Annotated in this window: 23 protein-coding genes and 1 pseudogene; 22 read left to right on the top strand and 2 right to left on the bottom strand. The window is 66.7% G+C overall.

All coding sequences use genetic code 11. The annotated features are described in order from the left end of the window. The first annotated feature begins 445 nt into the window (after positions 1-445). Positions 446-1,150, top strand: a complete 705-nt coding sequence (locus tag NAG42_RS19125; RefSeq protein ID WP_250031727.1) for an LmbU family transcriptional regulator — start codon at positions 446-448, stop codon at positions 1,148-1,150. A gap of 513 nt (positions 1,151-1,663) precedes the next feature. On the opposite strand, the gene NAG42_RS19120 is transcribed toward NAG42_RS19125, so the two are convergent. Together NAG42_RS19120 and NAG42_RS19115 are read right to left on the bottom strand one after the other, a co-directional pair. Further along, positions 1,664-2,059, bottom strand: coding sequence for a hypothetical protein (locus tag NAG42_RS19120; protein WP_250031726.1), 396 nt, complete (start codon positions 2,057-2,059; stop codon positions 1,664-1,666). A 57-nt stretch (positions 2,060-2,116) separates the two neighbouring features. Next, positions 2,117-2,554 (bottom strand): hypothetical protein, encoded by a 438-nt coding sequence (locus NAG42_RS19115; protein ID WP_250031725.1) that lies wholly within the window; start codon positions 2,552-2,554, stop codon positions 2,117-2,119. Between the two features lie 367 nt (positions 2,555-2,921). Between NAG42_RS19115 and NAG42_RS19110 the strand changes: the two genes are divergently transcribed. From NAG42_RS19110 to NAG42_RS19015, 21 genes and pseudogenes are all read left to right on the top strand, one after another. After that, positions 2,922-3,608 carry an ABC transporter ATP-binding protein gene (locus NAG42_RS19110; protein WP_250031724.1) on the top strand — a complete coding sequence of 229 codons (687 nt, stop codon included), beginning with the start codon at positions 2,922-2,924 and terminating at the stop codon, positions 3,606-3,608. Then, complete coding sequence (locus NAG42_RS19105) at positions 3,605-4,795, top strand: ABC transporter permease (RefSeq protein ID WP_250031723.1); 1,191 nt, start codon at positions 3,605-3,607, stop codon at positions 4,793-4,795. The genes NAG42_RS19110 and NAG42_RS19105 overlap by 4 nt, the downstream gene beginning before the upstream one ends. A gap of 259 nt (positions 4,796-5,054) precedes the next feature. After that, the gene (locus NAG42_RS44920; RefSeq protein WP_308201161.1) at positions 5,055-5,519 is read left to right on the top strand and encodes a response regulator transcription factor; all 465 of its coding nucleotides are present in this window, start codon (positions 5,055-5,057) and stop codon (positions 5,517-5,519) included. A 124-nt stretch (positions 5,520-5,643) separates the two neighbouring features. Continuing rightward, positions 5,644-6,804, top strand: coding sequence for a peptidoglycan-binding protein (locus tag NAG42_RS19095; RefSeq protein WP_250031722.1), 1,161 nt, complete (start codon positions 5,644-5,646; stop codon positions 6,802-6,804). 894 nt (positions 6,805-7,698) lie between these two features. Further along, positions 7,699-7,959: a hypothetical protein gene (locus NAG42_RS19090; protein ID WP_250031721.1), complete on the top strand. Its 261-nt coding sequence runs from the start codon at positions 7,699-7,701 to the stop codon at positions 7,957-7,959. A 321-nt stretch (positions 7,960-8,280) separates the two neighbouring features. After that, on the top strand, positions 8,281-8,541 hold the full coding sequence (locus tag NAG42_RS19085; RefSeq protein ID WP_250031720.1) for a hypothetical protein: 261 nt from the start codon (positions 8,281-8,283) through the stop codon (positions 8,539-8,541). Positions 8,542-8,649: 108 nt separating this feature from the next. Next, a complete protein-coding gene (locus NAG42_RS19080) occupies positions 8,650-9,378 on the top strand; it encodes an ABC transporter ATP-binding protein (protein ID WP_250031719.1) in 729 nt (242 codons plus the stop codon). Further along, a complete protein-coding gene (locus NAG42_RS19075; protein WP_250031718.1) occupies positions 9,375-10,892 on the top strand; it encodes a hypothetical protein in 1,518 nt (505 codons plus the stop codon). Before NAG42_RS19080 ends, NAG42_RS19075 begins: the two co-directional genes overlap by 4 nt. Before the next feature lie 995 nt (positions 10,893-11,887). After that, entirely contained in the window at positions 11,888-12,742 is an 855-nt protein-coding gene (locus NAG42_RS19070; RefSeq protein WP_250031717.1) for an aldo/keto reductase, read from the top strand. Positions 12,743-13,192: 450 nt separating this feature from the next. Next, positions 13,193-14,002: pseudogene (locus tag NAG42_RS45515) on the top strand (methyl-accepting chemotaxis protein); the annotation flags it as partial. Further along, the gene (locus NAG42_RS45510) at positions 14,000-15,139 is read left to right on the top strand and encodes a methyl-accepting chemotaxis protein (protein ID WP_438872424.1); all 1,140 of its coding nucleotides are present in this window, start codon (positions 14,000-14,002) and stop codon (positions 15,137-15,139) included. The pseudogene NAG42_RS45515 and the gene NAG42_RS45510, both read left to right, overlap by 3 nt. A gap of 16 nt (positions 15,140-15,155) precedes the next feature. Next, on the top strand, positions 15,156-16,730 hold the full coding sequence (locus NAG42_RS19060) for a chemotaxis protein CheW (RefSeq protein WP_250031715.1): 1,575 nt from the start codon (positions 15,156-15,158) through the stop codon (positions 16,728-16,730). 13 nt (positions 16,731-16,743) lie between these two features. Further along, positions 16,744-17,793, top strand: a complete 1,050-nt coding sequence (cheB, locus tag NAG42_RS19055; RefSeq protein ID WP_250031714.1) for a chemotaxis-specific protein-glutamate methyltransferase CheB — start codon at positions 16,744-16,746, stop codon at positions 17,791-17,793. Positions 17,794-17,817: 24 nt separating this feature from the next. Then, positions 17,818-18,417, top strand: a complete 600-nt coding sequence (locus NAG42_RS19050) for a HEAT repeat domain-containing protein (RefSeq protein ID WP_250031713.1) — start codon at positions 17,818-17,820, stop codon at positions 18,415-18,417. Next, positions 18,414-19,289, top strand: coding sequence for a CheR family methyltransferase (locus tag NAG42_RS19045; protein ID WP_250031712.1), 876 nt, complete (start codon positions 18,414-18,416; stop codon positions 19,287-19,289). Before NAG42_RS19050 ends, NAG42_RS19045 begins: the two co-directional genes overlap by 4 nt. Next, positions 19,286-19,672: a response regulator gene (locus NAG42_RS19040; RefSeq protein ID WP_250031711.1), complete on the top strand. Its 387-nt coding sequence runs from the start codon at positions 19,286-19,288 to the stop codon at positions 19,670-19,672. The genes NAG42_RS19045 and NAG42_RS19040 overlap by 4 nt, the downstream gene beginning before the upstream one ends. Further along, entirely contained in the window at positions 19,669-22,029 is a 2,361-nt protein-coding gene (locus tag NAG42_RS19035; protein WP_250031710.1) for a chemotaxis protein CheA, read from the top strand. Before NAG42_RS19040 ends, NAG42_RS19035 begins: the two co-directional genes overlap by 4 nt. Before the next feature lie 252 nt (positions 22,030-22,281). Next, complete coding sequence (locus NAG42_RS19030; RefSeq protein ID WP_250031709.1) at positions 22,282-22,653, top strand: response regulator; 372 nt, start codon at positions 22,282-22,284, stop codon at positions 22,651-22,653. Between the two features lie 76 nt (positions 22,654-22,729). Continuing rightward, positions 22,730-23,722, top strand: a complete 993-nt coding sequence (locus tag NAG42_RS44160) for a methyl-accepting chemotaxis protein (protein WP_308201160.1) — start codon at positions 22,730-22,732, stop codon at positions 23,720-23,722. Between the two features lie 84 nt (positions 23,723-23,806). Then, positions 23,807-25,390, top strand: coding sequence for a hypothetical protein (locus tag NAG42_RS19020; RefSeq protein WP_250031708.1), 1,584 nt, complete (start codon positions 23,807-23,809; stop codon positions 25,388-25,390). Positions 25,391-25,603: 213 nt separating this feature from the next. After that, positions 25,604-26,767: a WD40 repeat domain-containing protein gene (locus NAG42_RS19015; RefSeq protein ID WP_250031707.1), complete on the top strand. Its 1,164-nt coding sequence runs from the start codon at positions 25,604-25,606 to the stop codon at positions 26,765-26,767. Positions 26,768-26,832 lie beyond the last annotated feature (65 nt).

Here is a 26,832-nt window from a genome sequence, read left to right as displayed (position 1 = left end):
GTCTCCAACGAGGGAGTTGGGCAAGCGTCGCTACGCGGGCAGTTCGCTGGCCCGGCTTCCCGGCGCGACCATGTCATGGCGCTCAGCGCCACCTCCTCCGGGGGGACGGCCGGGCCCGCGCTCGCCCGTGAGACGCGTCAATGGCCATTCCCGGTGCCGCCGGCCTGAATTGCAACCGAGGATGCTCCCACCCGGTTGCCGCCCGGCACTGGAATGGACGGCCGGACATGTGTCCGCGGAATTTCTCGCTCAAGCGTGGTCAGCGCCGGCTGCTCCTGCACATCCGCTTCGGCTGAGCGGATCGCGGGACAGAAAGGCGGAGATGCGCTGAGCTACAGCATCAAACGGATTACTTTTCTGTGCTTCAACTCGACGCTTCCACCATATGTCGCGCTGGTCCGGTCCGCGAGGAGGGCCCGCTGCGGGCATGTGTGAAGAAGCCAAGGTGAAACGCGAGATTCTCATGTCTGAAGGGCTGACCGAGGTGCGATCCGAGAAGGGTTCCGCTGGTAGCAAGATGGGTGTTTCGGCAGAAACACCTCTTGCGCTGGCAACCAAGGGCAACCAGCGAGGGGATTCAGGCGCGGTATTGGTCACCCAAGTGGGACTCCAAATGGATCCGGGGTTGACTATGGAGCGGTGGATGAACGCCGGTCGGCGGATAGCCGAAGTCGCCTCGTCCTCCTCCTGGTGCTTAGGTGACTGGATCAATTACGGCGAGACCCGGTACGCAGATCGTTACCGGGAATGTATCAACGCGGTCGGTCTGGACTACCAGACGATTCGCAACTACGCCTGGGTGGCACGGAAGATCGAGATCCACCGGCGCCGAGCGAACCTGAGCTTCCAACATCATGCTGAGGTCGCGTCCATGCCACATGAGCGACAGGATTACTGGCTCGGCCGTGCGGAAGCCGAAGGTTGGTCGCGCACCCGGTTGCGCCAAAGTATCCGTGAGGCGCGGAACGGCGAACAAGAGGCATCGCAGAAGGTTGTCCTGCCCAGACTGGCCGCAGATCACATTCGGCTGGAGCGGTGGCGCCAGGCCGCTGAGCACTCCAGCGTGACGCTCCAGGAATGGATAGTCGGATCCCTGGACCGGCAGGCCGAGATGGCTTTCGATCGCGAGCAGGCCCTTGAAGAACACTGATGCGGAAATGAGCGCCCACGCGATCTTGAATGGGTGGGTCCAAGCCCGTCTCCGGTCCCGGTGGCAGGCACGAGTCTGAAGGGCGGGCGCCGTGGGGCTGGTTCGACCGCGGCGCACCGCACCGGCATCGAGCCTTGTTCGGTGATGGGCCCGCGCCGCATGTCGGTGTCGGCTCACGATGCTCGGGCGTCAACTCGGACCACGAGCTCAGGTGCGCCGGACTGGCGAAGCACCGTCCTCAACCATTGCCGGCCGTCGAGGCCGAACGGACCGTCATCTGTGGGTGCGGGCCTTGTTGGCCCGCACACCATGCAAGGAGGCTTTCAGCTCGCTGCGCAAGGCGACCAGCCCGGCCAGATGCCGCACCAGCTGTCGACGGTCGGCGGGGCGGGCTCAGCACAACCCGCCGACCGATGCGCATTCAGCGCGTGAACGCCCGAGCCGGGCTGCACGCGCGTGGAGTCACTCACCAGGCGATATGGATACGCGAGTGACGCTGACAGTGAGAGCTGATCAGTTCAGCGTGATGGCGGGGCTGCATGCGGTGGCGGTGACGTTGCCACGGCACAGCTTCACGGTGATCGCGGCGGCGCGGGACTGGGTCGCCGTGGTGGTGAACGTGGCCGCGGCTGAGCCGCAGCTGGCCGGTGAGTTGTAAATCTTACCGGTCAGAGTGTCGGTTGCCCGAACGAAGTGGCACTGTTCGGTCACGGTCCGGACGACGCCTTTGAGCGTGTAGGTACGGCCGAGACCGAGTGGCGCCTGGGTCGTGCTGAACGTGCCGCTGGCCTTGGCACCACCCCACGACAGCTGCCAGGGCATCGGCAACACGTCGGCGGTGGTGGCAGCGTTCGCCGGAGTTGCGGCGAACGCCAGGCCGGCGCCGATCGCGGCCGCTGCCACCGCCATGCCCTGCAGTGTTTCCTTGCGCATTGTCGCTCCTTCTGCCGTGTGCGGGCTGGTCGCCTATTTGGCGATGCCGGTTAGTTCTTTCGAGCAGGTCTCGTATGCCGGCCGCATCTTTTCTCGTTCAGACGGGGACGGGGCGTAGTCGGCGGGAATGCTGCCGTCCGGTCCAGGATCGGGGAACTCCGGGAATCCGGCCTCGCGCATGCACTTCGAGAATCCCCGCATCTTTTCGACGTCCTGGGGGTCCAATTTCGGCAGCTCACCGCCGTTGGGCAGGAACTGATTGCACTTCTCCGCCGCCTTCGTGATGACGGCGTCGTCGACTTCAGTGGCGTTATTGCGGTCCACACCGGACTCGGACATGCATTTCTCGAACTTTTGCCGGTCGCCTTTCGCCTCGCCGGCCGAAGAGGCCACCGCGGAAGCCGGCCGACCAGCCGTGGCGACACCTGGCTCGGCGTCTTCGGCCGCGCATCCGGTGAGCACCAGCGCCACCGTGGACAACAATACAATGGTGAACCTACGCACTATCGCTCCTTCGTCAGCGCCCGGTGACGCGTGCGGCCTCCGCCGTGAGTCGCCGTATTCCCGCGCAGTGCGCTTTTGGCCGCGGGTCGCGGCGCGGTCGGGCGGCGTGACTGCACGTCAATATTCAAGCCTGCTCGGGCCCCGTCAACAACCCGGTACTAAATGACTACCGAGGATGGCATCACTATGCCGAAAGTACGATTACTGGGCGTCCGCGGTGTCGACGACGCACGAAACTGCCGCTGGGCACGTCTCCATTGTGGCGTTGTTCCGGCTGGGCCCATACGCTTCAGCGGCACGCTGGATGGCAGTGACCGACGGGCAGGAGACTCGCATGCGCGACAGCGCCGAATCCGTCGTGGAGATGGACCGGGTTTCGAAGGTCTATGCCGGCGGCGTCGCGGCGCTCCGTGACGTCTCGTTGACCATCCACCATGGTGAGTTCGTGGCAATCGTCGGGCCGAGTGGCTCCGGCAAGTCCACGATGCTGCATCTGATCGGGACGCTGGACCGGCCGTCGACCGGAACGGTGCGGATCGCCAACCATGACGTGTCCCGCCTGAGCGACCGGAGCTTGGCGGCGTTGCGATCCAGCGCCATCGGATTCATCTTCCAGCAGTTTCATCTTGCGCCGAACGTGCCGATCCTGCGCAACGCGGCGGACGGCCTGCTCTATTCGGGGCTGGCCCGCCGAGATCGGGAAGAACGCGCCCGGATCGCACTGCGCCGGGTGGGTCTTGGTCATCGCCTTCACCACCGGCCGCACGAGCTGTCCGGTGGTGAACGGCAACGGGTCGCCATCGCCCGGGCAGTAGCCGGCAACCCGAGATTGCTGCTGGCGGACGAGCCGACCGGAAATCTCGACTCGGTCTCCGGGGCCCAGGTCATGCATCTGCTTCGCGAGTTGCATCAGGGGGGTACGACGGTGGTGGTGATCACCCACGACCGCGAGATCGCGGAGAGTCTTCCCCGGCAGATATCGATGCTGGACGGACGGATCGACACCGGAGTGCCGGCATGACGGTACAGCTACGGCCCGCCGGCCTGCGCCTCTCGGACATGGCGCGCGTCGCCGTGACCGGCATGCGGGCCCGACCGCTGCGAGCATTCCTGTCCGCCCTCGGGGTCGCGCTCGGTATCGCCGCGATGGTGGCCGTCATGGGCGTCTCTGCGTCGAGCCGGGCCGAAATAGACCGTACGCTGCAGTTGCTCGGCACGAACCTGTTAACGGTTGGCCCCGGCCAGAACCTGACGGGGAAGCGCGCCGAACTTCCGATGAAAGCCACCGCCATGGTCCGGCGGATCGGCCCGGTGACGGCGGCGGCCGCGACCGGGGCGGTCACGGCGAAGGTCTACCGCACCGACCGTGTGCCGACCGCGCTCAGCGGAGGCATCGCCGTACTGGCTGCTGACCTGAACCTTCCGGCCACGGTCGGCGGGCAGGTCCATGCCGGTGACTGGTTGAACCCGGCGGCGGCACGTTTGCCGACGGCCGTGCTGGGGAGCGCCGCCGCCCGCCGACTCGGCTTGGAACGGGCCGGGAATCGGATCTGGCTGGGACAGCGGTGGTTCAGCGTCACGGGGATCCTCGCTCCGGTGCCGTTGGCCCCGGAACTGGACTCGGCGGTGCTGATCGGCTGGGACGCCGCTCGTGACATCGGATTCGACGGCCATCCGACGACCTTGTACTGCCGCTCGGAGGAGAGTCAGGTCGAGGCGGTTCGGTCGGTGCTGGCCGGTACGGCGAATCCCGCGGCGCCCAACGAGGTACTCGTCTCCCGGCCGTCGGACGCGTTGGCCGCCCAGCGTGCGACCGATCAGGCGTTCTCCGGGCTGCTGGTCGGCATCGGAGCAGTGGCCCTGCTCGTCGGAGGTATCGGTGTGGCCAACACGATGGTGGTAGGGGTGCTCGAGCGCCGAGCCGAGATCGGTCTCCGCCGCTCGATGGGCGCGACCCGTGGGCACATCAGGATCCAGTTCCTGAGCGAGTCCCTTCTGCTTTCGCTGTTCGGTGGTGCGGCCGGTGCCGCCCTGGGGTGGCTCCTGACGGTGGCGTACGCCTTCAGCCGGGACTGGCCACCGGTCGTGCCCACGTGGGCGTTGCTGAGCGCTGTCGCCGGCACCGGGCTCGTCGGCGTCGTCGCCGGCCTCTATCCGGCGGTCCGGGCCTCGCGTCTTTCTCCGACGGAGGCATTGACCGCTCCATGATCGAGTGTCGCATCCGGTGGCGTGACGCCGTATCGCTGTGGAGCCCCACGGTATGGGACACCAAACGTTCGATCGTTCCTGTAGGGTCGATATCGAAGATTGACGAAGTAATCGGCTAATACGATTATTGTCGAGCTCTCACGATCAGCGGGGATGACTCAATGTGCACTTATACTGCATCTGGCCCACCGTTGGTGGACCGGTCGTCAGGGCCGGACTGCGATTCGACACCTACCTCCACGGCTAATTCAGACGCCCTATGATCCGGGCGGCGGTAATCGCGGAGAGAGCGATTGTTCGCAAAGGCATCGCAGCGGCTCTGAGTTCTGCTGCAGTGACGGTGATCGGCGAGGCCGAGGACCTGCGACTGGGGCACGACAGCCTCCTCGCTCACACGCCAGACGTAGTGGTCATCGATACCGCGGTTCTCGCGGGCCGCCCCTGGGCCGCCGCCGCAGGGAATCCGTCCACGTCAGTCGAGAGCCGGGCGGCGAGAATTGATGCCCGCTGGCGAGACCCGATAGAACGGATGGCACTGCTCAGCTCGCGAGAGCGTGAAGTGCTGAACCTTATCGGTGACGGCTTGTCAAACCACGCCATCGCGGGCCGGTTGAACCTTGCCGATCGCACCGTCAAAACGCACGTCGGGCGCATTCTGGCCAAACTCGATGTGGACTCTCGCTTGCAGGCCGGCTTGGTGACGATGGCGAGCCGCGTGGCGTGAAGTGCATTTACGGACGAAGTGAGAAGTGACGGGCGATCCACCGGTGAAGGTGGGCGCCCGTCACCATTTCTGCGCGTATCTCTGAGGGTTGTCCGCTGTTTTGATCGGCGGCATGGAGGGCTGTATGAACAAAATCGAGACTGTTCAGGGGACCGACACCGCTGTGTCCCCCAGGACGCCGGACTCGTGGTCGGAGACCCTCGCACCTGTCCGCCGGCCTCGCCGGGCCAGGAAGGCGCTGGCTGTGGTGCTCGTGGCCCTCGTGCTTGGCGGCGCGGGCGTGGTGGCCTGGTGGCGTCTCAACGACAAGCAACCGGCGGCCACGACGCCGAAGGCCGTTACGACGACTCCGATCCTGCGGGAGACCCTGACCGAGAAGGTGGTGGTGGCCGGACGCCTGGATTACGGAGCGCCGGCACCGGTGACCGCGCCGGGATCGGGAATGGTCACTTGGCTGCCGTCAGTGGGAGCTCCTGTCCGCCGTGGACAGGCGCTGCTCCGGGTTGACGACCAGCCCGTGGTGCTCTTGTACGGCGAGATACCGATGTACCGGCCGCTGGCCGAGGGGACCGAAGGTCGCGACGTCGAACAGTTCGAGGTGAACCTCAGGGCGCTCGGGTACCGCGGGTTCACTGTCGATGAGGAGTACACAGCGAGCACCGCCGAGGCGGTCAAGCGCTGGCAGAGGTGGATGGGGACGCTGGAATCCGGGTCGATCGTGCCCGGGGCCGTCGTCTACCTGCACAGCCCGATCCGGGTGGCGGCCCACCTGGCGCGGCCGGGCTCACCCGCAGGCGGGGACGTGCTGACCTACACCGGCCAGCGCCGGCGTGTCGTCGTCGAGGCAAATGCGGAAAAGGCGAGCTGGGCGAAGAAAGGCTTAGGGGTCCGGGTCTCGCTCCCGGACGGTGGAAGCGCCAAGGGGAAGGTCAGCAAGGTGCAGGCCACGCCGACCGAGCCGGAGGCCGAGTCGGCCGCGTCTGATGACGCTGAGGCCAGTGCCGAGACGGTGACGATCACCGTTGATGTTGCTGACCAGGCGGCGCTCCGCGACGTGGAGCTCGGCCGGATCGACGTCAGCTATGTGGCCAAGGAGCGCAAGAACGTACTGACCGTGCCAGTTTCCGCTCTGCTCGCGCTCGCTGAGGGCGGGTATGGACTGGAACTGATCACGGGAACGGACCGCCGTGTCGTTCCGGTGGAGGTGGGTCTTTTCACCGCGGCGCGGACCGAGGTCTCCGGCCCCGATCTGCAGGAAGGGCTCACAGTCGCGGTACCTGAGTGAACGAAGCCAGAGCGGTACCTGAGTGAACGAAGCCAGAGCGGTACCTGAGCGAACGAAGCCAGAGAGGTTCCGTCACATACGGGTCGGCATACACGCCCCTCATACGCGCAGGTGGGACTGACCACCGCGACGAAACAGTGAGGTCACCGGGGATCTCGCGTGTCCCGCCGGCGGGACAAGCGGCTCGCGAGAACGGTTGATGGTGCCGGCGCTGACCCGCGTACCGCATCTGGGGCCGCGGAGGCGGGCCGCATTCGAACAGGTCCGGTGACCTGTCACCACAGCTGCCGCCCCTTCATCTGCTGCATCTTCACGGGAAGTGGCTCGTTCCCAGTTCTGTGCTGGTGTCGGCCGGCCACCGTGACCATCGAGCGGTGAAGTAGCGAGCGCGGCGGATAGTGATCAGGTGCGCCGGTGAACGGGGCTCTCGTCGAGAGCGGAGCGGCTCTCTCGCTGCGGCGGTGAAACGGCGTTCATATGGGCCCGGCAGATCTCGGTCGCCATTCCGGAACGCAATAGTGTGTGCAAAATCCGGGCGGAATTGGCCTTTTTGCTCTGGCCGTCCGCGGACTACAGTGCGCTCTGATGAGGGGCAATAGCCTGCCGGTGCGCGCCGTCAGCACCAAGGAAACTGCCGGCCGGCCGACAGCTGTCTTATCTGGAAGTGGGCGGCGCCCAGAACACCGTGTACATCTCCACCCGCCCTGAGCTGCAAACCCGCTTGAAATCGGCTCAATGGAGAAGGCAGCAGGATCGAGAATGTTGTTTGCCGATCGATATAGGTAAGTAGCGGGGTCGACAAGCCCATAAGGCGTCGCTACGCTCATCGATATCGGAGCCAAAGCGTTCCGATTCTGGCCGATCGGCCGCATCTTTCTAGTTCAAGGAGAACAAATGTCAATTGCCACGCTGTCACAGCCGCTGCTGAACTCTCCCGAGGTCAGCTATGTGACCACCATGGCTCAGAACAAGATCGATCGTGCACTCGTTCGGTTCGACGCCTGGTTCCTCGTCGTTATTGCCGTGATTCTCGTTCTGGGTGCGACCCTGCTTGCCGGAATGGCTGTCTACTGCATCGTCAAGAAGGGCATGTCCTTCACGGGAAGCTGGCAGTACAAGAACTTCGGCCTCAAGGTCCGCCTCGAGTGCGTCTAAATCGGGTCTGACCCGGAGTTCGGCCTGGCGTAACGTTTCCAGCTGGGGCCGGCTGGTCCAGGCGGCCGACCGGTAGCTGTCTTTTCCGGAAGCGAGCGGCCCGCAGAACGCGGTGGACACCCCCACCCACCCTGAGCTGCGAGTCCGCTGGAAAACGGCTCAATGGAGAAGGCAGCAAGATCGAGAATGTTGTTTGTCGATCGATTCAGTTAAGTAGCGGGGTCGACAAGCTCATTGGGCATCGCTACGCTCATCGATATCAGAGCGGAAACGTTCCGGTTTTTGGCCGGTCGGCCGCATCTTCCAGTTCGAGGAGAACAAATGTCCATTGCCACACTGTCACAGCCGCTGCTGAACTCTCCCGAGGTCAGCTATGTGACCACCATGGCTCAGAGCAAGATCGATCGTGCACTCGTTCGGTTCGACGCCTGGTTCCTCGTCGTTATCGCTGTGATTCTCGTTCTGGGTGCGACTCTGCTCGCGGGAATGGCTGTCTACTGCCTCGTCAAGAAGGGAATGTCCTTCACGGGCAGCTGGCAGTACAAGAACTTCGGCCTCAAGGTCCGCCTCGAGTGCGTCTAAATCGGGTCTAACCCGGAGGTTGGCCTGGCGTAAGGTTTCCAGCTGGGCCCGGCTGGTCCGGACCAGCTGGATCCCTTATGCCAACCATCGACCACGGAAGAAACTAAGATGATCATGAAGCCGCTGGAAATCGAGCACCTGAGATACTCTTACGACGGTCGCTTCAACGTGGTCGAAGACGTCTCACTAACGGTCGAACAAGGTGCGATTGTCGGACTCATCGGCCCTAACGGCTCGGGTAAGTCAACCTTGATCAAGAACACTTTCGATCTGCTTCGGCTCCAGTCGGGCTCCATTCGGCTCAGCGGGCACGAACACACCTCCCCGGAGGCGATGAAGCAAGCCATCTACCTGGCGAGCAACGATTACCTTCCTGAGTTCCTCAGCGCTCGTGAGTATGTCGCCCTCATGGCCAAGCTGTTCGAGGTGAACGTCGACCACGCGAAAGCAGCTGAGCTCTTCACCATGTTCTCGATGGAGGGTCGATACGACCACCTCATCGAGAACTACTCGCACGGCATGCGTAAGAAGACACAGCTGGTCTCAGCACTTCTCATGCGCCGGCCGCTGACAGTGATCGACGAGACCCTCAACGGGATCGACCTGGAGGCGCTCTACTTGGCAGAAAAAGAATTCCGGCGCATCCGTGACGAGGGTCGGTCAATCGTCCTGTGCACCCACGATTTCTCTCTTCTCGAGCGCCTCGCGGATCACATCGTCTTCCTGGATCACGGCCAAATGGTATTCGATGATCCCACGGCGGATCTGGTCGCCGAGCACGGTTCGCTCGCCACTATGGTGTTCGAATATCTCGAATCGGACGTGCGATGCCCGTGAGACTGAAGCACTCGCTCGCGCTGGCTCGGATGCTCATGCTCTTCTTCAGCCGCAGAGTCCTGCGGAAGGGCGCCCTGCGGGCCGCTCCGGTCCGGCTCGCGGTCGCAGTCGGCCTCGTCGCCTTGCTGGTGATGGGCGCTGCTGTGGCTTATTCCTTCCTGAAGGATGTGGGCGGCGATACCGAGATCTGGCGTTTTCTCTTCGAGGTCTCCACCGTATCCCTCATCCTTTGGGTGCAAATCGCATTCCTCATCGTGAAGATCCTTTTCATGAACTCCGAAGAGATACTCGAACTGAGCTTCCAGCTTCCGGTCACGAATCGGGAGCGTTCGGTTGCTTTCATGATCTACGAAATAAGCATGACCGGGATCGTGGTAGCCCTCGGAGCCTTCTCCTTCTCAGTAGCCGCGCTGCTGGTGCTCGGGCCGGCCGCGATTCCCCAGTTGCTTGTTTCCATCATCCTGCCCGTGGTCCTGGCCTATCTCCTGTTGAGCGCGATCTACCAGATCCTCGCCCGGGTGGTCGGCTTCCTCAGGCTGCGGTCGATCGAGAACGTTCTCCTCATCCTGGCTCTCTTCGTGCTCCTGGTGTTCTATTCGAGCAGGATGCAGGGACTGGTACTCGAGGCAAGCCAAGCATATTTGAACAAGGACGAGAAATTCGCGTGGGCGACGGCCGTCTCATGGGTGGCCCATCAGTACGGGGCGCCTGCCGCGATCGGCGCCGCCACGGCCCTCGCCATCGCCGTGTTCTTCCTCGTGATCCGGCTGGCTCCGAGCCGCTACATTCGTCATTCCCGGTACATAGATGTCCCCGCCGGCCGGTGGGCGCGCCGATTGCTCGGCCCGTATGACTGGTGCCTTCTCCGAAGTTCTCAGACGATGGTCAACGCGACGACCACGTTGGTGCTCTTCGTCTATCTGCTCTTCGACTCGAAGATCAATCCGATTTGGAGCTTCGCCATCCTGTCGGTGGGTGGCCTGTACCAGTTCGCGGCCACTCAGCCGCTCCGGGTTCTCGTCGGCACCACGTCGTCCCACTGGCGCATCTACGGCCTCTTGATTCGAGCGCAGCTCATCCTTCTCGCACTGTTCGCCCTGCCGGGAATCGCCATCCTCTGGATCGTTGATGCGCAAGCCCTGGGCCAGGGCTCGACAGCCTTGCTGGGATGCGTGAGCGGCGTCCTGATAACTACCTGCGTCGGCATCATCTTCCCGTCGGAGAAAGACAATCCCTTCTCCGTGTTCGTCGGCATGTCGCTCGTCGGTGCGCTTCTTGCCTTGGCCGTCATCAGTGTGGGGCTCCTTCAACTGCCGCCAGTCGCGATAGCGTTCAGCTTCGCCGGAATCCTGTTGCTTCTGGTGTGGTACGGCGTGTACGCAATCAAGGAAAGTGAGATGAGGAGAAGGAATGTCAAAGGTAAAGTTGGCGGTGAGCTCCGCAGTCGGAGCCATAATTTTAACCGCGGTGAGCGCAGTAGCAGTGTTGCTCTACCTCATGTTCTCGACGGATGACGAGGGAGTTCGGCGGGAGGGCCTGTTCGGCTCGGTCGTAGTCGAGATCGACAAGTTGTCAAATGGTGGCCTAGGGCTGACCGCAGGCGTAGAAAGCCCCCTCAGGCTCTTCCTGGTCTTCTTGGTCCTCGCACTCTTCATCGCCGCTACGCAGGTCGTCTTCAGGTCGTTGAAGCAACGCCGTGCGCATCTGATGGAGCGGTCCGATATCTCAGCTTAAGGTTTACGCCCGCAGTGGCCGTCCAGTACGGGCAGTAGCATTTGCTGTTGCCGCCCAGGTCTGGTTCCTGCTGTTGTTTTTCGGCCTCGTCCTGGCCGCTGGGCTTGTTTGGTCCGCCGTCTCCGGATCAAGCGGTCCAGCGACGCTCGCCTGGGGCCTGTCCAAGTTTGCCATCGTCGGGTTGCTCGCATCGTTCGTGCTGCATGAATCCGCACATGCACTCGTCCTCAAGCGCATCAGCACTGTCACTCACGTGGCAGTCGATCGAAGTTTCCTCAAATTCTCCGTGATCCCTATCGGCACGATGACCGGACGTCAGGTCGCCTGGGTTGCGGTCGCCGGCCCCGCCTCGTGTCTGGCCGTCGGGCTCATACTGTGGTTTTCACCGTTGGACCGTTCCTTGGCTTGGTGTTACCTGGCCCACGTCATCTTCATCCTTCCGGTCTTTGGTGATGGGCGGAGCCTTCTGCGAGGTTTGCGCGGGGAAGGTCTGCGCGGGGACGGAAGACGAACGAAGGCGTCATGATCATGGTCGCTCGTCCCTGGAACCATGACGATTCAAGTAGCGAGAGTCGTGAGTGAGGCCGCGAGGGCGTCGCGCTGGTCTGCGGTTCCGTGCCGAGTGATGTGATCGCGTGGTGATCCGGTGGCGATCGGATGTCGTCACGGTTTCGAGTCCCGTCGATCACAGAGACGCACACGGCGAAACCGGTGGATCGGCCCGCTCAGCGGGTATGTCGGGGGTACGGCACCTTCGACGAGCACGAGGAGAACCATGAGTTCCGCAGTACCGACCATTCCGCTCAACGACGGCCGTACCATCCCGCAGCTGGGCTTCGGCGTCTTCCAGGTGCCGCCGGAAGAGACCCGCGCGGCGGTCGAGACGGCCATCGAGATCGGCTACCGGCACATCGACACCGCTCAGATGTACGGCAACGAGGCCGGCGTGGGCGAGGCCGTGAACAACTCCGGCCTGGACCGCAGCGAGTTCTTCATCACCAGCAAGCTCAACAACGGCTTCCACGAGCCCGACGACGCCCGCAGCGCGTTCGACGACACCCTCAAGGCGCTCGGCACCGACTACGTCGACCTGTTCCTGATCCACTGGCCTATGCCGGCCAGCTACGGCGGTGACTTCGTGCAGACCTGGAACACCCTCGAGGAGTTCTACCGCGAGGGCCGGGCCCGCTCGATCGGCGTCTCGAACTTCACCCAGCACCACCTGGGCCGGCTGCGCGCCGAGACCCAGGTCCGCCCGGCGGTCAACCAGATCGAGGTGCACCCGTACCTGACCAACGACGCCCTCCGGACGTACAACACGGAGAACGAGATCGCGACGGAGGCGTACTCCCCGATCGCCCAGGGCGAGGTCCTCACCGATCCGGTGATCACTGAGATCGCCCGCCAGGCCGGCAAGAGCCCGGCGCAGGTAGTGCTGCGCTGGCACATCCAGCGCGGCGACATCATCTTCCCGAAGTCGAAGACGGCCGAGCGGGTCCGCGAGAATTTCGAGATCTTCGATTTCGAGCTCGACGGCGGCGCGATGGGCAGCATCACCGCCCTCGACCGCGGTGACAAGGGACGCACGGGGGCAAACCCCGACACCATGAACTACGGCGCCAAGAGCTGATCAACGTCGGCCCGGGTCAGGCGACCATGTCGTCACCGGCCCGGGGCCCGGTCGAGCCGCCGGACGACTGTTGGGCTTCGCCCGGGACCACGGATAGAAGAAGTTAGGCGTTCGAGTCCCCTCGGGCGCACGTTCCCCCAAGGCCGTGACCGACGGATACCCGGGTCACGGCCTCTTTTTGTGCTGAGTCGCGCGATCGTCCTGGTCGCTCCTCGCCACGAAATGCTCGCCCACACCACGACATTCCGCGCCCATCGGCAGGAATAGAAGTGTGTCGCTGGGCCGAAGCTGGTTTCCGTTGAAGTAGTTCTATATCGCCTCTCCCCGGTGGCTGCCGATGCCAGGATTCCCGTAGGTGAGGAAGGCCCGTCTACCAGCGGTTTTTCCCCGACTCCGGATGTCCATGACGCGTATGCGTACGGCAGTTACAAGAGAGGGGAGACCACCCCCATGCCATTGACGACGAGCTCCGCCAACGGGCGGGTCACCGATCACGCGCGAACCACCCGGCCCGCGTCGGCGCCGGTCGCGACCAAGGCGTCCCACGGCGGTGACACCGACGCGAACCGGCGCCAGGCCCGTTCGGTGGCGAAACAACAGCAGGCAGCCGAACGGATCGCCGCCGCCACCGCCGAGATCTCCGCCCAGAACGCCGAGGCCGCCGAGGCCTCCCGCCAGCTCACCGAGTCGATGCAGCAGATCTCGGCCGGCGCCGAGGAGGCGTCGGGCGCGACTCAGCAGAGCCTCGCCGCGATGAATCAGGTCGAGGAGCGGGTCGGGCGCCAGGAGCAGACCACCCAGGAGATCGCCCAACTCAGTCAGGCGCTGCAGAACCTGCTCAACGAGACCCGCACGGGGATCAACGGCCTGCTGGCTAACGTGGACAGTGCCGCCACCCGCCAGAGCACCTCCGTCGTGACGATCACCGAGCTGGAGAAGCAGGCGGACGAGATCGGCGAGATCGTCAAGACGGTCGCGCACATCGCCGACCAGACGAATCTGCTCGCCCTGAACGCCGCGATCGAGGCAGCTCGGGCGCGTCAGCACGGCAAGGGCTTCGCCGTGGTGGCGGACGAGGTGCGCACTCTGGCCGAGACCAGCGAGCGCAGCGCGCGGCAGATCCGGGACCTCATCGACGAGGTCCGCGAGGGGGTCACCGCGATCGCTACCGGTGTGCAGCAGTCGGCCGACACGTCCCGCGGCGAGGTGGAGAAGGGCAAGTCCATCACCTCGCAGCTGGAGGGCATCCGGGCCGACATGGGCACGATCATGACGGGTGCCACCGAGATGGCGACCGCGGCGCAGGAGTCACGGCGCGCCGCGGGCATGGCGAAGAGCCTGTCCGAGCAGATCGCGGCGGCGGCGGAACAGCAGTCCGCCGCGTGCGAGGAGTCCCTGCAGACGGTCGGCCAGCAGACCCAGGCGTTGCGGCAGAGCGAGCAGGCCGCGGAGGAGCTGTCGGAGATCTCTGAGGGCCTGCGAAGCAGCACCGACATCAACAAGAGCGCCGAGGAGGTCGCGGCCGCGGCCGAGGAGCTGTCAGCCGCGGTCGAGGAGATCAACCGCGCGGCCACCCAGATCAACACGGCGATCACCCAGATCAATACGGGCGCCCGCACGGCCGCCGAGAAGGGTCAGCAGACCGCTGAGGCGGTCAACCAGATCGAGCAGGGTGCCCAGCTCTCCTCGCGTCGCGGCGGCGCAGCGGTCGAGCGGTCGGACATCATTCTCCAGTCGCTCGGCGAGAACAAGTCAGCGGTCGACTCGATGATCGAGGCGATCGGGACGGCGGCCCGGGACGGCATCGAGAACGTCCGCCGGGTCAGCGAGCTGGAGCAGATCTCCCGCCGGATCGACAAGATCGTGGACGCCATCGCGAACGTGTCCATCCAGACCAACATGCTGGCCGTCAACGGGTCGGTCGAGTCGGCGCGGGCCGGCGAGTTCGGCAAGGGCTTCGCGGTGGTCTCCACGGACATCCGCAACCTGGCTCGGGACTCCGCGGACAACGCGGACCGCATCAAGGACCTGGTCAAGGCGGTCCAGGACCGGATCGTCGAGGTCCGGGGCGACCTGGAGGAGACCAGCCGCCAGGCGTTGGCCGAGGCGGAGGCGGCCAAGGCCACGACGGCCCGGCTGGAGGAGATCGAACGTGACATGCAGCAGGTCCGGGCCGGGAACTCGGAGGTGAAGGAGTCGGCCGAGCAGATCGCCGACGTGCTCGGTGAGGTGAAGACCGGCCTCGAGCAGATCTCCACGGCGGCCAGCGAGGCCGAGCAACTGGCCGCGCAGGCTTCGACCGCGGCCCGCGAGCAGGCGCAGGGCGCCGAGGAGCTGGCCGCCGCGGTCGAGGAGATCGCCGCCCTCGCCGACGAGTTGCAGAACGTCGGCTCCTAGGCAAGGGGACGCACTGATGAGCAGCGACGACGATCTGACAGCCGGCGAGGAAGCCATCGATGGCGACAACGGCTACGTCACGTTCGACATGGCCGGGGAGCGGTACGCCTTCCCGATGAGCCGGGTACAGGAGATCATCCGGATGCCCGCCGTGGTGAAGGTGCCGCTCGGCCCGCCCTCGCTGGAGGGCCTGGCCAACCTGCGGGGCCGTGTGCTGCCGGTGGTGAGCCTGCGGGACTGCTGCGACATGGAGCAGGCGGCCCACGACGAGACCACCCGAGTGATCGTGGTGGACGGCGGCGTGCCGCTCGGTTTCGTGGTCGACCGGGTGGCCAGCGTGATCAGCGTCGACCCGGCCGCGATGGAGTCGGGCGAGTCGGTGCAGTCCACCGTCCGCTCCGATGTGCTGGTCGGCGTGATCAAGGCGGACGGCGGCGACATGACGACGATCCTCGACGTGGACCGTCTCGTGGGCAGCCAGTTCGCCCATCTGGAGTCCCGAGTCCGGGGCACGGACAAGGCGGCGGTGAGCCGGCCGATGAGCGAGCGCGACGACGCGGACGCCGAGCTGGACGACACGCTCGAGCTGGTCAGCTTCGCGGTGCAGGGTCAGGAGTACGCGCTGCCGATCGACCAGGTTCAGGAGATCGTGCAGGCGCCCGAGTCGATCAGCCACGTGCCGAACGCCGGCAGCCGCGTGCTCGGTGTGGTCGACCTACGGGGACGGCTGTTGCCGGTGGTGAGCATGCGGCGGGTGTTCGGCCTGCCGGTCACGCCGCTGGAGCCGCAGAACCGGATCGTCGTGGTCTCGATCGACGGTGGCGTGGTCGGCGTCGTGATGGACACGGTCCGCGAGGTTCTCCGCGTCCCGCACCAGCTGGTGGCGCCGCTGCCGGGGTTCATGGCCGGCGACGGCCGCAAGAGCGAGGTGGAGTCGGTCTGCCGGCTCGAGGACGGCAAGCGCCTGGTGTCCGTGCTGAGCGTCAACCGGATGTTCGATTCCCCGGAGGTGCGCAACGAGATCGCCGAGCACCAGGGGCACGAGGACCCACCACAGACGGGTGAGGAGCAGGGCATGGCCGATGACGGCAGGGGCGACGAGGAGCTGTTCGTCGTGTTCCGGTTGGACGACGAGGAGTATGCCGTCGACGTCGACACCGTCCAGGAGATCATCCGGGTCCCGGAGGCGCTGATCCGGGTGCCGAAGTCGTTCGATTTCGTGGAAGGCCTGGTCAACCTGCGCGGCACGGTTCTGCCGGTGGTCGACCTGCGGACCCGGCTGGGCCTGCCGCGCGGGGAGCGCGACGAGCGTCAGCGCATCGTCGTGCTGATCATCGGCGGGGTGCGCACCGGCTTCATCGTGGACTCGGTGGCCGAGGTGGCCCGGGTCGGCCGGCAGGTGCTGGAGCCGGCGCCGCAACTCTCGGCCGAGCAGGCCCGCCTGGTGTCGCGGGTCGCGAACCTGCCCGAGCAGAAGCGGATGCTGCTGCTGGTGCAGGTCGACCAGCTGCTGGCGGCCGAGCAGGCGGCGGTCCTGGAGGAGGCCGCGCTGACCGAAGTCGTTCCCATCGACGACCTTGTCGCCGTCTGAGCGGAGAATGCGCGTGGCAACCACATCCGTCCTGGTCGTCGACGATTCGGCGTTGATGCGCCGGGCGGTCAAGGGCATCCTCGAGGACGACGGCTTCGACGTCCACACCGCCCGCAACGGCGTCGATGCCCTCGAGCAACTGACCCGCGTACGGCCGGATGTCGTGACCCTCGACATCAACATGCCGGAGATGGACGGCATGACCTGCCTCGCCAAGATCATGGCGGAGCAGCCCACCCCGGTCGTCATGCTGTCGTCGCTGACCGAGAAGAACGCCTTGATCACGTTCGAGGCGCTCGAGCTCGGTGCGGTCGATTACGTGGCCAAGCCGGGCGGCACGGTCTCGCTCAACATCGACGAGGTCGCCGCCGAGATCGTCAGCAAGGTGCGCGCCGCGGCGACGGCGCGGATCAGCCGGGTCCGCGGCCTGCGCGAGCGGCTCCGGTCCGCCCCCGTACGACCGGCGGCAACCCGGCCCGGCCAGGCGGGCGAGGTCGACCTGGTGCTGATCGGCTCGTCGACCGGCGGTCCCAACCTGCTCGCCGACCTGTTGCCGCGACTGCCGGCCACCCTGGGTGCCCCGGTGGTCGTCGCGCAGCACATCCCGGCGTCGTTCACCGCCACCCTGGCGCGCCGGCTGGACGATCTCTGCCAGCTGCGGGTGCACGAAGTCGACCGGATCATGAACGTGGAACGCGGCCACATCTATCTGGGCCGGGGCAGCAACGACGTGGTCGTGGCGCGGCGCACGGACGGTCTGATCGTCAAGAGCGTGCCCGCCGGCGCCGAGTATCGGTGGCATCCGAGCGTGGACCGCCTGGTCAGCTCGGCCCGGCGGCACGTGCCGGCCGAGCGTCTGGTCTGCACCCTGCTGACCGGCATGGGCGACGACGGTGCGACCGAGATGGCCGAGGTGCACGCCGGTGGCGGCCGGACGATCGCCGAGTCCGAGGAGACGGCCGTGGTCTGGGGCATGCCGGGCGAGCTGCACCGGCGGGGCGGAGCGACTGTCACCCTGCCCTCGTACGACATCGCGGAGCGCCTCGCGGACTGGGTCCGCTGACAACAAGAACAGAGGGGAGACACCGTGGGACTCGTCCGCCGCAACGCGCCACCGCCCGAGGAGACGGCCGCGCCGCCGACCACCGGTACCTTGATGCGTCAGCTCGACGACGCCGACCCGGACTGCCGCCGCGAAGCGGCGCTCGGTTTGGGAGGTGTCGCCGAGGCAGTGCCCGCGCTGCTGCGCCGGGTCGCCGCCGAGACCGATCCCCTCGTACGTGACGCCGTGCTGACCACCCTCGCGGCGCACGACACCGCGGCGGTCGCCACCGGCCTCGGCGGACACCTGGCCAGCGATGACGCCGGTTTGCGGACGGCCGCGGCCGAGGCCCTGGCCACCATGCCGGTCTCGGTGCCGGCGATCATCCCGGGCCTGCTCGCCGACCCCGACCATGACGTCCGGGTGATGACCGCGATGGTGCTGGCCGACCTGCCGCATCCCGGGTCGCAGACCTGGCTGGCGCAGATGATCGCCGAGGACGACCACCCGAACGTGGTCACCGCGGCGATCGACGCGCTGCTCCCGTCGCTCGAGCTCGAGCACCACGACCTGCTGCGCGCCGCCGTGCAGCGGTTCCCGGACGACCCGTTCCTGCGATTCACGGTCGAGGCGGCCCTGCGATGACCAGTGCGGCCACGACCGGTGCCGGGCTGAGCCAGGCCGACTTCGAGAAATTCCGGGACTACTTCTACAAGCGCACCGGGATCCAGTTCACCTCGGCCAAGCGCTACTTCGTCGACAAGCGCATCGACGCGTGCATCCGCAATTCGCAGTTCGACACCTTCACCTCCTGGTTCGCGGCGCTGCGTCTCAACGACCGGTCCGACCTGCTGCAGGAACTGATCAACCAGCTCACCGTCAACGAGACGTATTTCCTGCGGGAGGACTACCAGTTCGACTCGATGCTGCGAACTGTGCTGCCGGACGTGCTCGCGCTGCGAGGCGGGCCGAACCGCATCGTCGGTCCACTCAAGATCCTTTCCTTGCCGTGCTCCACCGGTGAGGAGCCGTATTCGATCGCTCTGCGGTTGCTCGAGGAGTGGGATCTGATCGACCGGATCGACGTGGAGATCCACGGCGCCGACATCGACAGCGACGTGCTCTCACGCGCCCGGCACGCCAGCTACGGTGAGCGCTCGCTGCAACGGGTGCCGGCGAAGTGGCGCGAGAAGTACTTCACCCCACTCGGCGCGGGTCGCTTTCAGCTCGACGAAGGTATCCGTGGCGCTGTCACGCTGCACCAGGTCAACATATGCGACACCCTCGCGATGCGGCCGTTCCGGGAGTTCGACGTGATCTTCTGCCGCAACGTGCTGATCTACTTCGACGAATTGTCCAGCCGGCGGGCGGCCGAGAACCTGTACGGCGCCATGCGCCCCGGCGGTTACCTCTTCCTCGGCCATTCCGAGTCGATGAGCCGCATCTCGCCGATCTTCACGCCGACGCGCCTGCCCGAGGGCATCGTCTATCAACGACCGATCGGAGCCAACCGATGACCGACAACCGTCCCAAGGTGCTGGTGGTCGACGACGCCGCGACGGTGCGGCTCTATCACAGGACGCTGCTGGACGAGGCCGGCTTCGAGGTCGCCGAGGCGGCCAACGGGCTCGAGGCGGTCGAGGCGGCCCTGTCCACCGCCTTCGACCTGTTCGTGGTCGATGTCAACATGCCGAAGATGAACGGCTACACCTGCGTCGAGACCCTGCGGTCGGAGACGGTGGGCACACCGGCACCGGTCTTGATGATCAGCACCGAGGACCGCCCGGGAGACGCCGACCGGGCGTACGCCGCCGGGGCGAATCTCTACCTGGTCAAGCCGGTCAACGCGGAACGGCTGGCCCGGGTCGCGCGGATGCTCACGGCCGGCGTCGCCGCATGAACCCGCTTCTCGCCCAGTTCCTCGCCGAGGCGGCCGATCTGCTCAGCCAGGTCGACGAGGGGTTGCTGCAACTCGAACGCGACCCGAGCGACCCGGAATTGGTCAACGAGGTGTTCCGGGCGGCCCACACGTTCAAGGGTTCGTCGGGCCTGTTCGACTTCCCGGAGCTGACCCGTCTCACACACGCCGCCGAGGACCTTCTCGACGCCGTACGCTCCGGAAAGCTCTCGCTCGACTCGGGCATGACCGACGATCTGCTGGCCGCGTTCGATCTCATCCGCGGCTGGCTCGCGTACGTGACCACCCACGAGCGACTGCCCGCGACGGCCGGGCCGGCCGGGCAGAGCCTGATCGTCAAGCTTCGTGGTCCGCTCGGCGGTGAGCAGGCGACGGTGAACCCGTCCGCGGCCACGGTGCCCGCCGGACCGGTGATCGACCGGGCGCCGGATTGGCTGTCCCTGTTCGACGAGGAGTGGCTGGAGAAGAGTGCGACCTGGCTGAGCTCGACCTCGGCCACGATGCGTTTTATACGGTTCACCCCCGACCAGGGCTGCTTCTTCCGCGCCGAGGATCCGCTGCACCTGGTCAGCCAGGTGCCGGCGCTGGCCCAGCTGGATCTGATCCAGCCTTTCGAGTGGCCACCACCGGAGGAGTACGACGAATACGCCTGCCTGATCGGCTTCGTGCTGGCGACGCGGGCCGCGAGGGGTGAACTCGACTACCTCTTCCGGTACGTTCCCGACCAGATCGAGATCGTCGAGCTGAACGGTGACGCGATCCGCCGCCACCTCACCGGGGAGGAACCGCCCGAGCCTCGGGCCGACGAGTCGGCGGTCGCCGCCGCGGCGCAGTCGCAAGCCGAGAACCTCGAACTCGCCCGCGACGCGTACGCGATCCTCACCGCCGCCCAGCGCTCGCTGACCTTCGGCGAGTCCCTGACCGGTGTCCGGCTCAGTGCGGTGGCCCGTTCGGTCGCCGCCGCCGCGGCCGCGCTCGGCGTTCCGGTCGAGACCGCCGACCCGGACGCCGAAACGCTCAACGCCCAGCTCACCAGCCTGCTGACCGAGGCTCGGCCCACTCCCGACGAGACTCCGCCGCCCCCGCCGCCGGTTGAGCGGGCGGCCCCCGTCGACCGTGGCCGCGCCGACGATCCCGGCGGCCAGGTCGGCACCCGCATCCTCAAGGTCGACCAGGAGAAGGTCGACCACCTGATGGAGCTGGTCGGCGAGCTCAACGTCGCCAAGAACGGCCTGACCTTCCTGGCCGACGCGGCCGAGGAGGAGTTCGGCAGCCGGGTGCTCAGCCGCCGGATCAAGGACCAGTACTCCGGCTTGCACCGGATCGCGGAGGAACTCCAGGCCGCCGTGATGGACGTGCGCATGCTGCCCTTGTCGGTGGCGTTCTCCCGGTTCCCGCGCCTGATTCGTGACCTCTCCCGCCGGCTCGGGAAGACCGTCGAGCTGGTCACCGAGGGCGAGGACACGATGGCCGACAAGGATGTGATCGAGGCCCTCGGCGACCCCCTCGTCCACCTGGTGCGCAACAGCCTCGACCACGGGATCGAGACCTCCGCCGACCGGCAGGCCGCCGGTAAGGCGCCGGCCGCCCGGATCACTCTCACGGCGGTGGCCGACGGGGATGCCGTGATCGTCGAGATCGCCGACGACGGACGGGGGATCGACCCGGACAAGGTCAAGCGCAAGGCGTACGAGAAGGGTCTGATCAGCGAGGAGGAGCTGGAGACCCTCACCGACTCGGACGCCGTCGACCTGGTGTTCCGGCCCGGTTTCTCGACCGCTGATCAGGTGTCCGACCTCTCCGGCCGTGGCGTCGGCATGGACGCGGTGCGGGCCAGCGTCGAGAAGCTGGGGGGCGCCGTCACCATGCGTTCCCAGCTCGGGCGCGGAACGTCCACCCGGCTGCGGTTGCCCCTCTCGATGGCGGTGACCCAGGTGATGGTGGTCAGCGTCGCCGGGCAACGCTTCGGGATTCCGGTCGACCTGGTCGTGGAAACCGTCCGGGTGCCGTCCGGGGAGCTCGGCCGGGTGCTGCATCAGGACGTGGTGGTGCTCCGCGGCGAGGTGGTCCCGGTCATCGACCTGGCCCGGGCCCTCGACATGCCGTGGACCGCCGACCCGGCCGCCGACCGCGCGATTCTCATCGTCAGCATGCATGGCCAACGCGTCGGCCTGCTCGTGGAGCAGTTCCACCGCGAGGTCGACGTGATCCTCAAGCCGATGGAGGGACTGCTCGCCTACGCGGACGAGTTCTCCGGGACGGCCCTGCTCGGTGACGGTCTGGTGCTCCTGGTACTCAACATGAAGGAGGTGCTCAGCCTTGCCGCTCGAGCTCAATGAGACAACCGCGACCCTGAGTGACGTCGTGACCGTCGACGAGGTGGAGCCGCTGGTGGCGTGGCTCCGGACCACCATCAAACCCAAGGTCAATCTGCGGCGATGCAACCATTTGCATACCGGCGCGCTCCAGGCCCTGCTGCTTTTCCAGCCGAGGATTACCTCGTCACCAACGGACGCCTTCTTGGCTACGCAGGTGCTGCCACTGCTCAGGGGGAGCAGTGGGGGGCCCGTTCTACCAGAGAGTGAACCTCCATGACCACTGTGATGCTCGTCGACGACTCCGCCACCATGCTCATGAGCCTGAAGTCGATCCTGACCAAGGCCGGCTACACCGTCGAGACGGCCGGGCACGGCAAGGAAGCCATGGACAAGCTGGCCAAGGGCGTCAAGCCCAACCTGATCATCAGCGACGTCAACATGCCGCAGATGGACGGGATCACGTTCGTCCGCGAGGCGCGCAAGGCGCCCGGGATGCGTTTCACCCCGATGCTGATGCTGACCACCGAGTCCGAGCAGACCAAGCGGAACGAGGCCAAGACCGCCGGCGCCACCGGCTGGCTGGTCAAGCCGGTCGCGCCCGACCAGCTCCTCGGTGTGATCAAGCAGGTCGTTCCCGGCGCCTGACGGCGCCCTCCTGGAGGTTCCGATGTCCCGCCTTCTCCGCCGACAGCCGGCGCCGTCCGCACCCATGGATTCGCGGGTGCGGACGGACGTTGTGGCCACCGGGCTGAAGGACGTGCCGGCCTGCTGCGAGGTCGTCGGCGCGCATCTCAGCGATGTGATCGAGCAGACCGGAGAGGCCGCCGAGTCGATCGTCGAGCAAATGATCAAGGTCGACGGGCTGGCCGAGCAGACGGCGGCCGACGTCGCCCGGCTCGCCGGCACGCTGGGGCGTACGGAATCCGAACTGGGTCAGGCCACCTCGTCGAACGACCAGCTGGTGGATCGGCTGGTGCGGTACTTCCTGTACCGCGATGAGCAGATCCGGGGGCTGGTCGACGAGATGCGCGGCCTCAAGCAGCACGTCGCCCAGATCGAGGAGGTCAGCCGGGCCACCAACATCCTCGCGTTGAACGCCATGATCGAGGCGATGCGGGCCGGGGACGCCGGTGAGGGGTTCGCGGTCGTCGCCGACGAGGTGCGCAAGCTGGCCGACCGCTCGGCCAAGGCCGCGCACGGCATCGGCAGCAGCATCGCCGACCTGACCGGCCGGCTCGACACGGTGTTGTCTGACGACTCGTCGTTCGAGAAGGACACGACGAGCGCCGCGGTGGAGAGCGCGGACACCGCGATGACCCGCCGGCTCACCGGGATCGCCGATGCCCAGCGCGCGTTGTCGCAGATGGTGAGTGGAGTCCTGCACGACACGATGGAAGCGCTCCGCGACGTCGAGCAGAGCGCCGGCGCGCTCACCGCGGAGACCACCGGAGCGGTCGGGCACGTGCAGTTCCAGGACATCACCCGGCAGTTGCTGGAACACGTCAGCGACGCCGTCGGCCAGGTGAAACAGGCGACCGAAGATGTGATCGGCTACGCCGAAGGCTCGGTGCCGGCGGAGACCGTGCGGGAACGGGCCATCTCGGTCGACGACCTGCGCGCCCGGCATGTCATGTCGCGGCAGCGGGTCACGCACGGCGATCACGGCGGTGGGGCGGCCGTGGCCGACGATACGCCGATCATCGAGTTGTTCTGAGCGCTGACAAGGGGACGACACCGTACCGTCGTCTATGGCATGATCGCGGCTCCATACCTCTCCTTTCGCCGCGAGGGATCGTCCATGCTCTCTTTCGTCAAGCGCGCCCACCTCGGCCGCGGGCTGGCCCTGGCCGTGGTCCCGGCTTTGCTGCTGGGCATGGGCGGTGCCGCCGTGGCCGCCACTCACACGCTCACCGTCACCGTGGTGAACCGCAACGGCGCCAAGGTCAACGCGGGCGTGAAGCTGGTCGAGGTGCTGAGCAGCACGTCGTACTCGATGCGCTCCGGCACCGCCAAGAAGCTGCCCAAGGGCACGTACGCCGTCCTCACCTCCGTGACGACCGGTAACACGATCACCCTGTCCGGCAAGACCGTGAACGTCTCCGGTTCGGCCAAGCTGACGATCGACGCCCGGCAGGGCAAGCCGGTGGGGCTCGGGCTGAGCCCCGCCCCCAAGGGCCTCGAGCACTCCCTCAGCATGCGCATCTGCACCCGGACCAGCGCGAGTGACGGGATCGAGGCGTCCGGGTCCTTCGGTACGAAGCTGTACGTCGTCCCGCAGTCCTCGAAGTATCTCGGTTTCGCCGCGCTCGGTTCGTGGAGTGACAACTCCGGCACCTCCACCAGCTACACGGTGCTCCACCAGGCCAACGGCGTGCCGGGTGGACTGGGGCGGACCTTCAGCCGGGGTCAGCTGGCCACGCTGCGGGTGGTCCAGAAGCGCGGCCCGTCCGGCTCCATCTACTCCGGCCTGGCGATGCAGGCGGTCACCAGCGGGTGCGGCGACAGCCTGTACGCGGGCCTGGGCGGCACCGACAAGCCGACCATCAGCAACGTGCTCGTCTCGCCCGGCACCTGGGACGTCCGGGTCGACTCGTCGGCGGCCACGAAGTCCGGCGAGACCTGGAACATCGGCGGCTACTTCGCGAAGCGCACGGTGAGCGCCGGGAAGACGTACAACCTGAGCTTCTTCAACTCCGCCTGGGGTCCGGGCGCGCAGCTGCCGGTCACGATCCGCGGCGTGGTCCAGTTCGGCCTGAACGACATGTTCAGCGACCCGGCGTTCCCCCGCGACGGCTCGGTCGAGGGGGGCGACAAGGCCTCGGCCGCCCTGAGCTTCGGCGGGAAGGCAGTCGCCGTCAAGCAGGACAAGGGCTGGGAGCCGGAAAGCACCTACATGTATTACACGGTCAAGAAGGCCGGCTGGTACACGCTCACGAACACCGCCACCCGCTACTACCCGGAGATCACCTTCCCGTCCGGGATGTTGTCGACGACCAGCCGGGTGACGTACCGGTTCCAGACCAAGCCGAATGCCAGTGCGCTGGCCGGGGTCTACTCCGTGCACCTTTCTCCGGCCGGTCTCAGCATGACGAACAAGGCGAAGCCCGGCACCACCACCAAGGTCGCGATCAAGCTGCTCCGCGGCGCGGTCGACCCGGACGCCAAGCGGGGCATCGACCCGAAGGTCAGCAAGATGACCGCGCAGATGTCGCCGGACAGCGGCAACACGTGGCGCACCGTCCCGGTTCAGAAGGTCGGCGGCACCTGGTACGCGATCGTCACCAACCCGAAGACCAGCGCCGTGGCGCTCAAGGTTCGCGCCACGGTCGCCGGCGGCGCGTACACCGAGGCCACCGTCTTCCGGGCGTACGGAATCGGTTGATCACTGCCGCGGCGGGATCCACCGGCGTCGGTGGATCTCGCTGCGGTCGTTGTGCGAGGTGCAACCCGGCCGGATGAACCGCGGCCAACAGCCCGGAAATGCCCCGCGCATGATCGTTACCGTGCGGGAGTGACTACCAAGAGAGATCGTAAAGGCACGAGCAGTGACTATACGGTCGGTGGCCGACGTCGTCGCGCCGGTTGGGCCGTTGCCGTGGCCCTGACCGGGCTGCTCGCGCTCACCGCCATCACCGCTGCGCGCGCCAACCCGCAATCCACGCTCTCCGCGCCCCGGGAACTCGTCGCGCACAGCCGGATCGCGGACACCGCCACCGGAGCCGCCGCGCGGGCCCGCACCGTTCTGCCCGGCATGGCCGGGCTCATCGCCCTGCGCCCGGACGGCAAGGTCTTCGCCACCGTCAGCCGCGCGACGGTCCGGCAGTGGAACACGGCGACCGGCCGCCGGGCTGGGCCGCCGCTCGCCGCCAAGGCCGGGCCGATCAACTCCATCGGGTTCAGCCCGGACGGCAAGCTGCTGGCGGTGGCCGGCGACCGTCAGGTGTCGCTGTGGGATCCCACCACCGGGCAGCGGTCCGGTGATCCGCTGGCCGGACACGTCGGACCGGTGCGCTCGGTGGCGTTCAGCCCGGCCGGTCAGCTGATGGCCACGGCGGGCGACGACGGCACGGCCCGCCTCTGGAACATCGCCACCGGGCGTCTGGTGCGCACCCTGAACGGTCACACCGGAGCCGTACGCTTCGTCGTGTTCAGCCCGGACGGCGAGCTCCTCGTGACCGCCGGCGCCGACGACGACAACACCGTCCGGCTGTGGGAGACCAGCACCGGCCGGCCGGTCGGCGCGGCCCTGACCGTGAGCCCCGGCCCGGTGTACGCGATGACTTTCAGCCCCAACGGCCGGCTGCTGGCCACCTCGGGTGGCGGCAACACCGTACGGCTGTGGGACCCGGCCACCGGCCGGCCGGCCGGCGAACCGCTCACCGCCAGTTCCGGCCCGGTGTACGCGATCACGTTCAGCCGTGGTGGAAAGCTGCTGGCCACCTCGTCCGGCGGCGACAACACCGTGCAGCTGTGGAACGTGGCGACCCGGCAGCCCGCCGCCGGACCCCTGACCGGTCACACCGGCCCGGTGCGCGCGATGCGGTTCAGCCCGAACGGGAAGCTCCTGGCCACCGGCAGTGACGACGGGACCGTACGGGTGTGGAACGCGACGACCGGGAACCTCCAGGGCTCGCCGCTGACCGGGCACAACCGGCCGGTCTGGGCGCTGCGGATCACCCCGGACGGCAAGCGCGTGATCAGCGCCGGCGCGGACAACAAGGTCCGGCTGTGGCGCGTCCCGGCCCGGAACGCCGCCTGACCCGAACATTGCCGGCCTGAACCGCGGAGACGCGGTTCAGGCCGGCACTTTCCCTGGACCCGCGT

The sequence above is a fragment of the Paractinoplanes maris genome (assembly GCF_023544465.1).
GTDB lineage: Bacteria > Actinomycetota > Actinomycetes > Mycobacteriales > Micromonosporaceae > Actinoplanes > Actinoplanes maris.
This window is presented reverse-complemented; position numbering and strand designations above follow the sequence as displayed.